Source organism: Brevibacillus nitrificans, assembly GCF_003710965.1.
Lineage (GTDB): Bacteria > Bacillota > Bacilli > Brevibacillales > Brevibacillaceae > Brevibacillus > Brevibacillus centrosporus.
The window spans coordinates 55,391-70,628 of the sequence record NZ_RHHU01000002.1; the positions used below are offsets into that span (position 1 = coordinate 55,391).

Here is a 15,238-nt window from a genome sequence, read left to right on the forward strand (position 1 = left end):
CCTCCTTCCAAAAAGTCATCCGAGCACAAGGAACGGGTACGCCAATAGACGCACCCGCCCCGGGGCTATTTTCAGCCATTACTGACCGAAGTACTTTTCGTTGATTTCTTTCAGCTTGCCGTTTTCTTTAATGGTTTTCAGACCTTGGTTGATTTTGTTCAGCAGGTCTGCATTGCCCTTTTTCACCATGATGCCATAGTGTTCAACCTCGAACGAATCGTCCTTGATCAGCTTGAACTTTTTGTCTTTCACTTTTTTCGCATAATCCTGCAGAACGGCATTGTCAGCCACCACCGCATCTACACGGCCCACAAAGAAGTCGTCCACAGCGGATGGCGTATCGTCGAAGCCTTTAATTCCTTCATACGTATCGCCAAAGGCTTTTTTCACGACCTGCTCGCCTGTCGTCGCCGACTGTACCCCGATCTTCTTCCCTTTCAGATCAGCCAGCTTGGTAACCGTCGTATCCTCCGGCAAAAGAATCAGCTGGTTTGCATCGAAGTAAGGTTCCGAGAAATCATATTTTTGTTTACGCTCATCTGTAATCGTCACTGCGGAAATGCCCAAATCGACATTCCCTTTGTCAATGCCATCAAACAAAGGATCCCAACCGGTGTTCTTCACTTCGATCTTGAAGCCACCTGCATCTGCAACTGCTTGAATCACATCAATGTCAAAACCGGTGATTTTGTCCGCTTCCATTTTCTCAAATGGCGGATAAGCAGCGTCCGTACCTACCACATATACTTTGCTGTCTCCTCCTGACGCTGCGGAACCACCACCTGATGCTTGCTGACCACCCGATCCACATGCTGAGACCAAAAGTCCCACCCCAACGGTCAACGCAAGTGTTGCCAACCACTTTTTCCCGATCTTCAACTGTAAAACCCCCTTGATTCTATCTCTGTGTGTACAGCTTTTCCCCAACATTATCCACAACCAAATAACGTGTTTTTTGCGTTCTCCACAGAGTTGTCCACATTATCCACATGCGGTTGTGCACAAGCTGGGCATAACTATTTTCCGGTCACAAGGCGCGATTTTGCGAGAGAGCGGCACCTACATCGAACGGAAAATGGTCAGAAAAAAAGAAAGATTCCTGTCAGATATACTTCTATCTGATACACAGGAATCCTTCTCAAAATCCGATATATTTGCAGAAAAATATGAATTATTCTTTTTCCGCTAAAATGATAATCTCCACTCTGCGATTGCGAGCACGGTTCTCCTCATTCGAATTATCCACCAATGGCTTGGATTCTCCCAGTCCCGCCACGGTAAATCGGGTGGACGGCAAACTGTACGCATCAACCATTTCCCGCATTACTGCAATAGCGCGTCCCGTAGAAAGCTCCCAGTTGGTTTGGTAGGAGCTATGGGCAATCGGTGTATCATCCGTATAGCCCTCGATCCTCACCCGGTTGCCAAAACGCTGCAATACCCCAGCGACTGTCCCCACCACCTGCTTCCCTTGGTCCTTCAGCTCAGAGGATCCGCTCGTAAACAAAATGCTTACGGGCAGACGGATACGCAATCCCTCTTCGGTCTCTTCGAAATCCAGATTCAGTTCTGCCAATGCAGAGGAAAGCTGCGTTCGGACTGTCTCCATATCGCGCTCAGCAACGTCTTTATCCTGCGAACCAATGGGTGGCGGCGGTTTCACTGCCGAGGCAACATCCGGGTTGTCCTGTTCTGTGCCCGTCAGCGACTTTTTCTGCGCTTCCAGCTGATGCACTTCCCGCTGCAGCTCCAGCTTTTGCAGATTCAAGAGATCCAGGCTCTCATGCACCTGCTTGAGGGTTGCCTGCTGCTCCACGCTTTCCTTTCGCGCCTCTTCACGCTGCGATTGGATATTGCTAGCCTGGGATGCGGCAATAATCACCACGATGACGAACAAGAGAGTAATCAGATCGCTGTAGCTGAGCAGCCAGCTTTTCTCCAGCTCCTTTTCATCGTACAGCCGATCATCATGCATAGCGATCCTGCCTTTCAATCGTTCCTTTCGTACTGCCCGCCTCTTTGATCAGCACCAGCTTCTGGTCACCTGGCAGGAACGAATTCAATTTTTCGAACAGCAAGCGCGGTGTTTCCATCCGCTGCAAGCCGACACAGCCTTCAATAAACAGGCGCTTTTCAAACATTTCCCGGTCATAGATATCCATCATGCGGTAGTAGCATGGCAGAGCCAGCAGGTTGGCCAGAAGCGCTCCGTACAAGGTCGCAACCACCGCCGCGCTCAGACTGTGTCCGGTCACGCTAAAGTCGGAGAGGGACTTCAGAACGCCTGTCATCCCTAGCAGAGTACCAACCAGCCCCATCCCAGGCGCCAGCAAGCTGATGAGCCGGAAAAAGCCCGCAGACTGCTGGTAGCGGTACTGCTCCCCTTTCAGCTCGTTTTCCAGAATCAGCCGCAGCTCGTCCTCGGGAACACCCTCGATCGCGAGCAGGCTGCCGCGCTGAACGAACGAGTCTTTTTCTTGCTGGAGCTCCTTTTCGAGCGCGATATATCCCTGTTCTTTCTGAACGAGCGCGTAATAGTAGAAGCGCTTGATGGTCTCCTCGACGTTGCTCTCACGGCCGTGGATGAGCAAATTTATGATTTTTTTCAAATCCAGATGCTTGCGCTTGATCGCATACGAAATGATCACCGAGAGCGCGACCAGCTCGATCGCGGTCGGATTTATCAGGTCAGCAAGGCTGCCGTTCAGGTAGACCGCGTGGACGAAGATGAGCAGGACGGCTCCGATCAGGAGCAGCGAGCGGCGTTTTGTGGACAATGGTGTCACCTTCCTAGTGTTTGGGCGAGATGGGTATAGTATAGCAGATGGTAGTTTTCACAAGGCACAGATATCGTATCGAGACTGTAACGGAAAATACAGGAAATGTCGATATAAAGGGTGAAAGGCAAATCTAGCGCAGAGGTGAACCACCATGAATGCTGTACAATTGCAACAGGCTGTGAATGTTAGTGTTTTTAAGCAGGTGCAGGATACTACGCAGGCTCAAGCTTCTATTCTGCTCGAAGGCCTCGCGAATACGACGCAAAATGTTCAGGCGCAGGCGAGTCATCCAACACTCGGCCAGTCTATCGATATTCGCGCATAATCTTCGAAAAGAAAACGACCGGTTTCCCGGCCGTTTTTTTATTTCTTACGGTCAAAAAATGCGCCGTAGCCGCTTGGTCCCATCTGGTTATAAAACTGTTTCGCGGCTTTCTTTTGTTGAATAGCACTAAGCTTTTCAGCTATTTTCTCTTTACGAATACTCATCTGAGATAAGATCTTTTGATTCATCTCATTCATCACTGCAAGTTGCTGTTTATGCGCTCCAGAAAGGGGTCCCTCTTTTTGGATGAGATTGTCTAAGTCCCGGATTATGTTCTCCCTATCCTCCAAAACAGGCAACCACTGCATTGAATCCGAACCCTCAGCTTCTACCAATTGCACTAAGTAGTGAGTTTTTTCATATAAAGCTTCCATTAGATAATCAACTGTAGATTCCATATTTCCCTCTACCCTTGGCTTTTCGCTAAGACCATTGCCTCTTTCCAAGTGTCGCGAAATTCTACGAGTAATCCTTCTACCTCGGTGAGAATTTCCATATCCTTGCGCATGTTGGCCTCAACGGTTCTTCTCAGCATATAGTCGTACATTCTATCAAACTGATGCGCAATAGGGTAATCCTTTTTCAGTGAAGACATTAATTCATATATAATGTGCTGCACTTTTAGCAGTGATTCATGCGTCTTTACGAAGTTTCTTTCTTCTAAAGATGCTTTCGCTTGCTTGATAAATTTGATTGCCCCATTATACAGCATAAGGGTAAGTTCGGCAGGAGTAGCGGTAGTTACCTGATTCGTTTGATAGGTCTGAGCAGCATTTTGTAACATCTACATCTCTCCCTATTTTTATTGCCCTAACATTTGTGCAAACCAGCTACTTTGTGACTGTGCCTTAGACATCATCGTCTCCATACTGGCAAATTGCTTATAATAACGATCCTCCATGTCTTTCAATCGATCTTCCCAGCGATCGATTTCATCTTCTTCGTCTCGGATCGTTCTACCCAAGTAGCTATCATCATAAGTCGAGGTACTAGAAGCGCTACCTGCTTCTTTCGTCACTTTGTTTATCGTCTTCGTCAAGGAATCATACAAGCGTTCAGCAATACCACTCTGTTGATATTTATTCGGAGAATCTTTACTCGCAAAATTGGTGAACAGTTTCTGAACATCGGCACCATTGTTTCTAATGGCAGCTTTCAGCTTGGCTTCATCAATATAAAGCTTACCATTTTCTTGGTACGCGTATTTTCCTGCCGGAGGACCGCCAATCCCGATCTCGGAAAGCGTATCGAAAGCCGAGTTCACACCTGATGCTACCAACGGAGCACTAATGGCCACTCGCATCTCATCTAATCCGCTTTTTAAAATGGAATCTCGCAGCAAGAGTCCGCTCTTTGCCATTGCCTCCAATTTTTCAGCTGTACTATCCGGCAAGGCTTCTTTTTCTTCATCCAAAAGGGGATTGTAATTTTTGTATTTTGGTTCTGCTATTTTAGCGTTAATCTTGGCAATAACATCGTTGTATTTATCTATGAATGACTTGATCGTAGAAAATACTGCATCCTCGTCAACCTGGTTAGTCACATTGATTGCTGGTCCTGCCTGCTTGAGTGTAAACTCCACACCATCAACTGTGACCTTATTTGTTTTGGATGTATAGGTAATACCGTTGATGACTACTTGCGCGTCCTGTCCAGTTTTTGCAGATGATGTTTTTGTTTCATCTATCTTGATTCCTAAAGGGGTAACATCGCCAGATGCACTTGGATCCGATGATGTTGCACTGATATCAAATGTATTCGTTCCCCCAAGGGTCGTCCCTGAATTTGAAACGATCCACAACTTCCCGTCAACGAATGATGCATCCATACCAGTTGTAGATTTAATAGATCCAATTACGTCATCGAGCGTATCGGTCGGTGAAACTGTAATATCTTCTCCGTTAATAGTTAGTGTAAAATCACTCGTACCACCAATTGCTGTCTTTGTATCTGTAATGGAGGAACTCACCGTCAGCGATGCAGACGCCGGCATTTCTGCCTCCGCAAGTCGTTCCACCTTTACCGCATAAGTGGTTTGTTTTGGTGTTCCTACGATATTTACACCCACAGTATTATCGTTTTCCGAAACTGCCTTCTTTTTATTGAAATTCCCTGAAAAACGCAAAGAATCCACAGACGTCCGTAGTTCCATGAGCATGCTGTTCATGTCCCTGTATGCGTCCCGTTTCCATTCGTGCGTCTGCTTTTGACGAATGATTCGGTTCATCGGCTCTCTTTGTGCCTTCATTAATTCTTTTACCATGTTTTCAGTATCTAAGCCTGAAGCCATCCCACTAAAACGAATTGTTGGCATTTTATTCTCCTCCTATCCTCTTTCATCTACTAAAAGCCCGGCCATTTCGTGAAATTTTGCCACCATGTCCAAAACCTTTTTTGATGGAATCTCACGAATAACTTCGTTGGTTTGATCGTTGACTACCTGCACGTAATACTCATTCAATTCATCGTGCAATTTAAATTGAACATGTGAGTTTGTCACCTGCAGCCACTTGTTCATGCCCGCGATCTCTTTGCTAAGCTGGTCCTTGTTAATTGCTTTCCCCCCGGCTGCTTCTGGTTGGACTACTGGTTTTGCAGTTCCTTCCCCTGCAGCTTGGCCACCGTCTGAGATTCCTGGTGTTCTCCCCATCATTTTTGCTGCTCCGATTTCCATTTCTTTTCCCCCTAAAGAAAGTACTCTTACTAGAGGTATCGGATAAACAGGGACAAACATTTATGATCGGCAGAAAAAATTGCCAATTAAAGCAATTTCCTTTACTTTAGCAATCGCAAGCGATCCATGGCTTTTTGGTAGCCTTGATCAGAAGAGAGACGGTAGTATTTCAATGCTTTTCCCGAATCACCAATCACTTCGTAGTAAACTCCTAAGTTATAGGCTGCTAAAAAAGAACCAGCGCCTAATACTCCCCCGAGCTCTTTTCTTTCACCTAATTCCATACACTTTAAAAACGACGTCTCGATATTTGGCAGTTTTTCCACTCGTGTTGCAATGTCCCCAAGAACGTAGTCCATATAAAACATCCCTAACAGAAAGTGAAAATCCGGAAAAAAGGCTAATCGCTCCTCCTCAGCCTGAATCACGATGTAACCTTCATCCAGCTGACCTAATTTCATCATATTATAGACGTAGTCAACGATAAGCTTTGGATAGTAACCTTCCTCTTTCGTTGCATATTGGTAGGACCTCGAGAAAAATTGGTTTGCTGTATGATAATCATGTCTGTTTCTATATTCACGCGCAGTTTGCATAAGCAGATACGGGTTATTGGGTTCCTCATCCAATTCCTTCATTAGTAACGATAAATTCCGCTCTGTTTTATCTGTTTGGAAGTAGCCTTCATGTGCGACTGTGATCCTCGTCATCCGATGAGGCAAGCTCGAGATAACCTGCTCATGAATACGTCCTGTATAGGTGACACCTTTCGGAAATAGTCTAGAAATTGGTGAGCAATCATAACGAACTTCTCCGTTATCCAAATACTTGCTCACGATATTAACTCGGCCAATAGCTGGACTACCCGTGATAAATTCACGAATCAGTTCTGCTGATCCGACCTCCAGTATTTCGTCCGCATCTAGTACCAAAATCCAGTCACTAGAAGCTTGTTGTAAAGCGTAATTACGAGCATCAGCAAAGCTGTTTGTCCAAGGAAAATCATATACCTTCGCTCCGCATTCCACTGCAATCTGCTTCGTATTGTCTGTGGAGCCCGTGTCAACAACGATCATTTCATCCACTACATTTTGTACACTGTGCAGACAATTCTTGATGTGAGCTTCTTCGTTTTTTGCTATCAGTGCTAGAGAAACGGTTTTCACAGCGTACTCCTTTCGATCATTTCTTTTGCATTAGAATTCTTGCCAAAAATGGATCTTCCCCTTTATATTTGGAAAGCCCTGTTCCTTTCGTAAAAGCAATTGTTGCAAACTGGTGTTGGTCCTCCAAATCACGAACAAGATCTTCTGCTACGATAAATCTTCGATAATGATCGTCATAAAGCTTATCCAACCCCTGATCTTCGATAGTCCGAAATTCGGCTGCTAGATAACTTCCTTTAGGTAAATGCTTCGATATTGACTTTAGCAATACTTTTTCGGTGGTCTCATTAATTGAATGCAACAAAAATCTAAGGTAAACTACCATATTTTTCTTTTCCCTAAGCGATTTCTGACAAAGCTCTTCCAATATGCGATTCAAGGAAAAAGAATCATTTAGATCAACCACTTGAAAATCAATTTTTAGCTTTGCATGGATCCCGTGATATTTTTTCTCATTGTTAAACTTTATGGCTTCCTCAGATCGATCAATTCCAACCGCCTCATAACCATCACTAGCAAAAGCAAATGTATCTCTTCCAGACCCACAGCCCACGTCCAAAATGATGGAACTATTATTGATTTGCTTTTTAATATACGTACAAAAGGTCGATTCTTCTTGAATCTTTTCCTTTTTATAATACTCGTTCCAATATTCAACTGAATCGTAATGTACAATCCCCATTTTAGCCATATTTCTCTTCCCCCGATGCTCATACTCGAACCGATATAATACTATATCGACTTTTCACAGCTTTCTTTATAGATGAAAGGATGTTTTTAGGCCCGGAAACCAACTTTATTTTTGAATACCCTGGTTATACAATAAAAAAAACCTCAACCTGTCTAACACTGTTTACGTGATAGGTTGAGAGGATTACGAAAGATATATGTTCCCTCAATAGGCTAGGGACTGAAATTTTGTAGGTAACCGAAAACTCTTCTGAACCCTTTATGTCTACACACATCTCACTTGTTACATTAATTACACGACCTTATTTCTTTTCAGAATAAACATCCATTGCTTCGTTTCTTTTTGTCCTTTTATATCTTCATAGAAAAACTCTTCACTTGTTGTTAATTGAAACCCTTGTTTATATAAAATATCGAAAATTTCGTTGTATTCCTTTTCCGTTCTATATATTGCACTATAGTCAGATTCGAGACTTTCCGAATAGAACTTGTTTAATGTTAATCTTTCATGTAAAGCAATAGGCTCAGATAAGTAAATCACACATTCATCATCAAGTTTTTCGACGAGTTGGGAAATTGCATTATTTACTTCATCGTCATTAATGTACATAAATACTCCACCAGAAATAATAAAGCGGTTAAATTTCCCTTCGAAGGGAATTTTAGTGGTTCCATTCATTAAATCTTGGACGGATGAATGGATGAAGTGGGTTGTCCTCTTTTTTTCTATATCATCTCTTGATTGAATTAAATCAATGAACTCTTTGACATAATCAACGCCTACGTAAGTGTCTACCACAGGTGTAATAAATTTGGATATACGCCCCGTGCCGCATCCAACTTCAAGTACGCGACTTTCTTCATTCAGTTGCAGAAGAGGGAGTCTGTTCTCAATTTCAAAGCTTGTCCATTCTGCAATCTTGCTAAAATCCTTGTCCGCGCACAAGACGACTGGTGCATCTACATCAATCGCAACCTTTTCAACCGCTCTTTTCGTGTAGAATTTCTTCAAGCTATCATGATCAATGCTAATGTTATCGTTATATACCCTTTTCATAAGCCTGCCTCCTTCATTTTTATAATTTCAGCTCTATTCCATTCGTAAATTTTATCTGGGAAGCATAAGCATTCCCATGACGATTATTAACATCAGGTGGTTCCAGATATTTACCATAAAGTGACGATAAAATATCATCATATCGTTTCGGCGCACTGAAATTGTGACCTTCGAACTCGACTGTTATCGTTTCGGAGTACCATTCGCTTTTTAAAATCTTGCGAACCAAATTATGGTTCGCTAGGAATGCCGTGTTCTTTTTATATTCCGATTTAGCAAAAAGCTCAAAGACCAAAATAGTTAGCTTTCTCGGAATTAAAGATAGAACACGAAACAAAGCCCTGCCTGCCGCTGTGTTAGCCGCTTTTTTTCCAACCTGCGCCCACAATATTTTTCTACATAAATTGCACATGTATAGAGCAATTCTTTGTTTGTATTTATTCTCCGAGATCGGGTCTAGCGGAAAAATATCTATACATATTCCGGTCTTTTGTTTAATGTGTTCTTGCCCAGCTCGGACATAAGTTGTGTTTTTCACACGTAATTTCCCATAAACCCAGTTGTAATGTTCATCATTTTGTTGATGCTGTAAAAAAAACTTTGAAGTATCTAGTTCAGTCTCACACACTTCTATAAACCTGTCATAATCTTTTCTAAGCATCTGGACATCCATGTCATCATCCCATGGTATAAATCCTTTGTGTCTCACAGCACCAAGCAATGTACCATCTGATAAAAAATAGGTGATATTATGTTTTCGACAAATTCTATCTATCTCTATAAGTAAGGGAAGCATCTCTTCTTGCAATTGTTTTAGCTGGTCATCATTTAGTTTTAGATAATCTACTCCCGGTTTCACCTAACTCCACCTACTGCCTTTTCCTTTTGAGGATCCCTGCTTGTGTAAGCTAAAATTCTCTCATAGTCATCAAAATAATCAATTTCTGACCAGAACATTCCTTTAATATCAATTGTTCCGATATTCTTTTCCTCTGTTAAGGAGTACAATACATTCTCCCACCATAACTGATGTTCTTGATTTCCAATTAAACTATTCAATTTACCTACAAAGTCTGCTAAAAATCTTTCCCTTACTTTCCCAATTCCTACGTATTCACATGTTCTTTCTTTTAAAGGTAAATCTTTTCCAAACTTTTTTATGTATCCATTTTCCAGCATCAAAAAGTAATCCCCTACAACGGTCCTTCCCGTATCTACCATCAAGGAGCACTCTTTTTCCGTCTCTATAATTAAATCTAAAATCGAATGATCAATATAGACATCGCCATTCATAATAATTGTATCCTCTGTTAATTCCTCTCGTGCAAACCATAACGAAGCGATACTATTGGTAACATCGTAAAATGGGTTAAAAAAATAGGTTACATCTAATCCTTCTAATGCTTCAAAAATTTTTGTTTTATTATAACCGACACATACAATCGGCTGGATATCTCTTTCTATTAACATCATCACACTTCTTCTAATCAAGGGAATACCATCAACAGGCAATACACACTTGGGGATTTCTTCAATCATTCGTGATATTCTTGTTCCTCTTCCTGCCGCCAACAATATAGCTTTCATGATCCACCCTTCCCCTTCTATCGAATTAATCCTGATAAAGCACTCTATCAATTTATAACAAGCCTTTTTTCTGCATATCCAAAAAAGCTTCTATCAGTTTCCTGTTATCATCGATTGTGATTGCACCTATGTGCCCGACTCGAAATAAGACTTTACTTAGTGACCCACCGTTTGGGCATACATAGATTTGGTAATCGTCCCTCAAGTAATTGCAGATTCGGTCTGCTGTAATCTCTCCCGTTGGCCTTAAAGGTGTGATTGCATTGGAAAAGGAGCTTCCTGGGGCTAATTCCAGAGGAAGTTGCTTCATTCTTGTTCTGAAATCTTGCGCAATGTATGCAACCTTTTCTATTGTTTTATCGGTGCCAACATGTTCAATTGCTAGTAATCTCTCTCTTAGCTGAAGCAACACTCCTACAGCAGGTGTATACGGTGTTTGTCCTCTTAAGCCATCCGCCAAGTAATTTTTGAAGTTAAAATACAGACTTTTGACTTTGTTTTGTAGTACTCTTTCCTGGGCTTTTTCATCCAATAAAACAAAAGACATCCCTGGAGGTAACGCAAGGGCTTTTTGTGAGCTTAGTATCGTAGCATTCACACCATACTCACTCATATCATAAGGATCTGCCAAAAAGGAGCTAATGGCATCAGCAACCAGAATCAATTGATTTCTTTCACAGAATTCTTTTACCAGATTCATGTCATACAATATACCCGTTGACGTCTCATGCACATTAAGAAGGAAACCAGTAAACCCTTTCCTATCGTACTTTTCTAAATGCTCGCTTTTTAGTGTTTCACCAAAATTCAAGTGAAGCTCTTCTGCCGACAAGCCATGGACATCGCATATTTCTTTAAATCGTGCTCCGAATGAACCTCCATTAACAACAAGCAATTTATCGTTTTCATTAAATATATTTATAACGGCTGCTTCCATCGCCGCTGTTCCTGACCCGGTAAGAAAAATAACACGCGATGCTTCCGTTGCATGAGTTAACTTTTTTAACAAAACTTCATTTTCAATCATAGTTTCCGAAAATTGTTCTGTTCGAAAATAAGGTATTTGTTCAGAACCGATTCGCAAGGTCTCCTGTTCCATCATTACTGGCCCCACCGAAAAATTCAACATTCCTAAGCCTCCCATTAATCAAGCAAGTTCGTTCTAGTACGATCGGCAGCCTGATCTCGGAACTTTTTCAGTAACTCCCTATGCTAAATGTGTAGTGTAAAAAAACCTTTAGACAGGCAGCAGTGAATTATTTATCATAAATAAGCTCAATGATTCATTGATCACTTCATTCTTAATAAACGGGTGGATCTTCTGCCCACACGAACCATCTGAATTGGTTACACTGTTTAAAAATCTTTGAACCCGCTCTTCTTTTTTGGGATCTTCATTTTTCTCTACCATTTCAATGAATTGAGAAAAAGACGTATCTTGTATAAAATAGCACCCTAGGTAATCCGCATAATAGCATCGACCCGGAGTTGTCATATTCTCACTTAATAAGCCTAATACTGGTTTTTCAGTCATGATATATTGCATCATAACTGAGCTATAATCGCTAATCATTGCATCCGAAACAGCAACTGCCGGATAAATATCACTGCTTTGATCCACGATAACATTGGTAGATTGCTTCAGCCTTTCCCCCATCATTTCAAACGCTCCCAAAAGATGTGGCCGCATTGCTTTTATTGTATTTTCCGTAAGAGGATGTGGCCGCCAGATTAAGGCATGTTCATCGTGACCCATGAAATAATTTAAGATCGTCTCCGTTTGTTCAAACCACGTATCTATCGACAAAAGATCAGCGATCCCGGTATTAAATAGAAATACTTTTTTGTTTTGGATAGTCTCTCTCCACTCCACTGGAGCTTCGCCATGATCCTCTATAGCTTTAAGCATGGCATCAAGTTTAGGAGAGCCAAGGTCAACTACTTTCCTAGCCTCTACTCCTCCTGCTAAATAACCATCTCTTAAAGTACTCGATTGAACAATTATCTTTGATATATTCCGATAAGCCGGTAAATAGCTCATATTAGTGGTTTCAGTACTTCCTGCCACGTAATAAGGAACATATACTAACATGTCTGTATATTGTTCAAGGTTGCTTGAAAAGAATCGTGGATGGACCATGGTTAATGTATTATGTTGGTCGAATGGATTGTGAATGTAAATGATATCGGGACGTCTGTTCTCAAAATCGTACGCATCATAAGGCGTCAGATTGATATCACTTGGAAAATCATTTCCTTCATAGTGCTGCTTAATCACTTGTCCAGTTGAATCCTTTTCGAAGTACGGAATAGGAACAACGTAGCATGTGCAATCCGGATCCTTTTCTGCTTCCCTGTAAATGCTTTCTAGTGAATCCCACATGGAGATTTTATATGGCATGAACGCTACTTCAACCTCTGTCTTTACCTCATGTAATAGTTTAACTCTAAAGTCCTGCATTAATTTCTTGATTGGCTCAATGTAATATTGAAACAAAGAGTCTTCCATATCTCCACGGAGCAAGAGATGAACGGCATCCATTATCTTTTGAATATGATCACGCAATTCGTGCTCTTCACCTAAAAAGTCCGTTAAAAACAAAAAGCCGTCCACGCACTCCTGAAGCATTCGAACAGCTTTATCCCCACCGTTGTATCCTGCATATTCAATCCCTTCCTCTATTGTGGCGAATAATTCCAATATCTGATTCTTTCGATTTAATCTCATATCGTATTGTCCTCTCCAGACTTGGCTTTCAAAATAATCATCATGCATACCGCTCTCTGTTTGAAACTCATTCTTCCTATATATGTTATCGACAAAATTCAACAAGAGATTAACAGGCAAAATGGACCAGTTTCTTCCTAATTTACATTCATTCTTATTGGAAGAAACAAAAAATCTCCTAAAACCCTCTCTTTCGGGACAAGGTTTTTAGGAGATCCACAAATATCAATTATTCGATTATCTGCAATCCTTAGTAGGAGATAGTTTGATGATTATTCTCAATCTGATTATTTATAACAGCTTGGACTGACTGCAGGAATGCGGAATCTGGGAATTGACCAATCGCCTCCCTAACAATTTCAGTGAGTTCATTGATCTCTCCTGTTTCGCTTGTTACAGACATCAACAGAGAATGAGATTGATATTCTTGAGAATTTAAGTTTCTAGCCTCATAGCCAAGTTTCTTGGCCACCTCGTACTTACCAATTCTCCACAAGCACTCTCCTTGTTTCGATAGAAGAATAGCACGAGATTTTTCCTCAAAATTCTTCTTAGCAATTAACTCAGCGTAAAGGACCTCAGCCTCTTTAAATTTTTCATTATCATAGAGTAAGTTTGCAACATCTAGGATAATATTTTTCCCTTCATACAAATGTTTAAGCTCCATTGCTTTGTCAACTTTTTGAAGCTTGATCAGACATGAGATGAACAGAAGACATTCAGCATCAGTCAGGCTAGTTAAGCCTTCCTCTATTTCCTTACTTTCCACGCTCTTATATTTCTGAAGATGCTCGAGTAAAGTAGCCGAATCCCCACTCAAGAACAATGCGCAAAGTGCCTTAATCATGGCTTCTGTACTTTGCTTTTCCTCATAAATCTTGTCGAATAACGTAGATGCGTGTTTGAAGTCACCTGCCAGTAACCTGTACTCTGCATTTTCCTCCGCCATTAACAAGAAATCTTGTTCACTAAAAAGGGAAAGATAATACCCACCTAACAAATGATTTTTGACCTCAAGACACGCTCGTGTCAGATACAATAAATCCTTTTTGTTTGAAATATCATACATTTTGTTCAGGAATTTTTTTGTATCGTTTATGCTTTCAAACCTGGTTAATAACTTTAGTAATTGTATTAAAGCCGCGTAATGAAACTTATCGATGTTCAAAGCAGAAACAAAATGTTTTACGGCATCATGATTTTGCCCAATCTTGTGTTGCAGTTCACCCATCAGCGTTAAGATTTTGGGTGCCTGATGAGGTGCTGCAGATTGTGATTTTAAAGCATTATCAATAAATTTGATTCCTACTGAAAATGCCTCCAGTGCATCTTGATATCTACATTCCTGCGTCAGTAAATCAGCTAGCAATAAATAAAAATCAGGATAATCTGGAAATCCTTCAATCCCTTTGTTAATCCATTGTTTTATCTCGTTCTTTTCTTTATTTAAATGAATCATGCATGTGATGATATTTAAATAGTTCTTTTGTTTCACACCTAATAGTGTGCAATTATCGAGATCCGCTGATCTGTATGCATACTCCAAAGCTTGTTCAAATTCTCTTGCAGCCATATGTGATTCCGCTAGGTAAAAACATAATTCTCCACTTTGCGGACTTTTTTCGAATTCAGCAGCGAGCAGTTTAATATTCCGCTCACTTTTCCTTTTACTTATTTCAATATCAGAAGAATACCCTGTGTGAATAATGGCAAGTCCTTCTGAAGCCATTAACCCTCTGGGAGCCTTCCCAGATTTCATCAGGCGCTCGTGTATAGCCCCTTCGTAACGAATCTCCGAATGATTACGGAATATCCGGGAGTGATGGACCGTATTGATGGTTTGTTTTGTAGAAATGTCAATATTACATAGTAAACTCACGATAATATCACAGTCATTCTCGTTTGCTTCTTTTATTACCAATGGAATTAACGGTACACTTTCATCCGTAAAATATTCATCGGCATCCAGAAAAATGATCCAATCTCCGGTTGCCTTTGAGATCGCATAATTTTTTGCCTGGGAAAAGTCATTTATCCATGTAAAATGAAACACTTTAGCCCCTAAAGATTCAGCCACTGCAACAGTTTGATCCGTTGATCCCGTATCCACTACGATCATTTCCGAGACAATGCTTCTCATACTGTTCAAGCATGTTGGCAGGTTTTTTTCTTCATTTTTAGTGATGACACAAGCTGATATTCTCATTTTACATGTTCCCTTTCAAAAAATA

The 15,238-nt window shown here is 41.2% G+C and carries 16 protein-coding genes; 1 reads left to right on the forward strand and 15 read right to left on the reverse strand.

The genetic code is table 11. The annotated features are described in order from the left end of the window. Positions 1-78: 78 nt before the first annotated feature. The 3 genes from EDM59_RS01205 to EDM59_RS01215 form a co-directional block, all read right to left on the reverse strand. The gene (locus EDM59_RS01205) at positions 79-879 is read right to left on the reverse strand and encodes a basic amino acid ABC transporter substrate-binding protein (RefSeq protein ID WP_122921964.1); all 801 of its coding nucleotides are present in this window, start codon (positions 877-879) and stop codon (positions 79-81) included. Between the two features lie 292 nt (positions 880-1,171). Beyond that, complete coding sequence (locus tag EDM59_RS01210) at positions 1,172-1,975, reverse strand: OmpA/MotB family protein (protein WP_122921965.1); 804 nt, start codon at positions 1,973-1,975, stop codon at positions 1,172-1,174. After that, on the reverse strand, positions 1,968-2,777 hold the full coding sequence (locus EDM59_RS01215) for a motility protein A (protein WP_122921966.1): 810 nt from the start codon (positions 2,775-2,777) through the stop codon (positions 1,968-1,970). Before EDM59_RS01215 ends, EDM59_RS01210 begins: the two co-directional genes overlap by 8 nt. A gap of 154 nt (positions 2,778-2,931) precedes the next feature. Here EDM59_RS01215 and EDM59_RS01220 point away from each other — a divergent pair, with 154 nt between their 5' ends. Continuing rightward, positions 2,932-3,105: a putative motility protein gene (locus EDM59_RS01220; protein WP_122921967.1), complete on the forward strand. Its 174-nt coding sequence runs from the start codon at positions 2,932-2,934 to the stop codon at positions 3,103-3,105. Positions 3,106-3,143: 38 nt separating this feature from the next. Here the strand turns inward: EDM59_RS01220 and EDM59_RS01225 are convergent, their stop codons facing one another. The 12 genes from EDM59_RS01225 to EDM59_RS01280 all read right to left on the reverse strand — a co-directional run bounded on the left by EDM59_RS01225 (position 3,144) and on the right by EDM59_RS01280 (position 15,213). Continuing rightward, positions 3,144-3,503 (reverse strand): flagellar protein FliT, encoded by a 360-nt coding sequence (locus EDM59_RS01225; RefSeq protein WP_122921968.1) that lies wholly within the window; start codon positions 3,501-3,503, stop codon positions 3,144-3,146. An 8-nt stretch (positions 3,504-3,511) separates the two neighbouring features. After that, on the reverse strand, positions 3,512-3,889 hold the full coding sequence (fliS, locus tag EDM59_RS01230) for a flagellar export chaperone FliS (protein WP_122921969.1): 378 nt from the start codon (positions 3,887-3,889) through the stop codon (positions 3,512-3,514). A gap of 18 nt (positions 3,890-3,907) precedes the next feature. After that, entirely contained in the window at positions 3,908-5,419 is a 1,512-nt protein-coding gene (gene fliD / locus EDM59_RS01235) for a flagellar filament capping protein FliD (RefSeq protein WP_122921970.1), read from the reverse strand. Positions 5,420-5,431: 12 nt separating this feature from the next. After that, positions 5,432-5,779 (reverse strand): flagellar protein FlaG, encoded by a 348-nt coding sequence (gene flaG, locus EDM59_RS01240; RefSeq protein ID WP_246010851.1) that lies wholly within the window; start codon positions 5,777-5,779, stop codon positions 5,432-5,434. Positions 5,780-5,880: 101 nt separating this feature from the next. After that, a complete protein-coding gene (locus EDM59_RS01245) occupies positions 5,881-6,945 on the reverse strand; it encodes a glycosyltransferase family 2 protein (RefSeq protein ID WP_122921971.1) in 1,065 nt (354 codons plus the stop codon). Between the two features lie 16 nt (positions 6,946-6,961). Beyond that, positions 6,962-7,636: a class I SAM-dependent methyltransferase gene (locus EDM59_RS01250; RefSeq protein ID WP_122921972.1), complete on the reverse strand. Its 675-nt coding sequence runs from the start codon at positions 7,634-7,636 to the stop codon at positions 6,962-6,964. Between the two features lie 291 nt (positions 7,637-7,927). Continuing rightward, a complete protein-coding gene (locus EDM59_RS01255; protein WP_122921973.1) occupies positions 7,928-8,692 on the reverse strand; it encodes a class I SAM-dependent methyltransferase in 765 nt (254 codons plus the stop codon). A gap of 19 nt (positions 8,693-8,711) precedes the next feature. Further along, positions 8,712-9,551 carry a LicD family protein gene (locus EDM59_RS01260; protein ID WP_122921974.1) on the reverse strand — a complete coding sequence of 280 codons (840 nt, stop codon included), beginning with the start codon at positions 9,549-9,551 and terminating at the stop codon, positions 8,712-8,714. After that, positions 9,548-10,279 (reverse strand): phosphocholine cytidylyltransferase family protein, encoded by a 732-nt coding sequence (locus tag EDM59_RS01265; RefSeq protein ID WP_122921975.1) that lies wholly within the window; start codon positions 10,277-10,279, stop codon positions 9,548-9,550. Before EDM59_RS01265 ends, EDM59_RS01260 begins: the two co-directional genes overlap by 4 nt. A 52-nt stretch (positions 10,280-10,331) precedes the next feature. Next, positions 10,332-11,408, reverse strand: a complete 1,077-nt coding sequence (locus tag EDM59_RS01270) for a pyridoxal-phosphate-dependent aminotransferase family protein (protein ID WP_122921976.1) — start codon at positions 11,406-11,408, stop codon at positions 10,332-10,334. A gap of 108 nt (positions 11,409-11,516) precedes the next feature. Next, positions 11,517-13,055, reverse strand: coding sequence for a CDP-glycerol glycerophosphotransferase family protein (locus tag EDM59_RS01275; protein ID WP_148040815.1), 1,539 nt, complete (start codon positions 13,053-13,055; stop codon positions 11,517-11,519). 202 nt (positions 13,056-13,257) lie between these two features. Then, the gene (locus EDM59_RS01280) at positions 13,258-15,213 is read right to left on the reverse strand and encodes a glycosyltransferase (RefSeq protein ID WP_122921978.1); all 1,956 of its coding nucleotides are present in this window, start codon (positions 15,211-15,213) and stop codon (positions 13,258-13,260) included. Between the last annotated feature and the right edge of the window lie 25 nt (positions 15,214-15,238).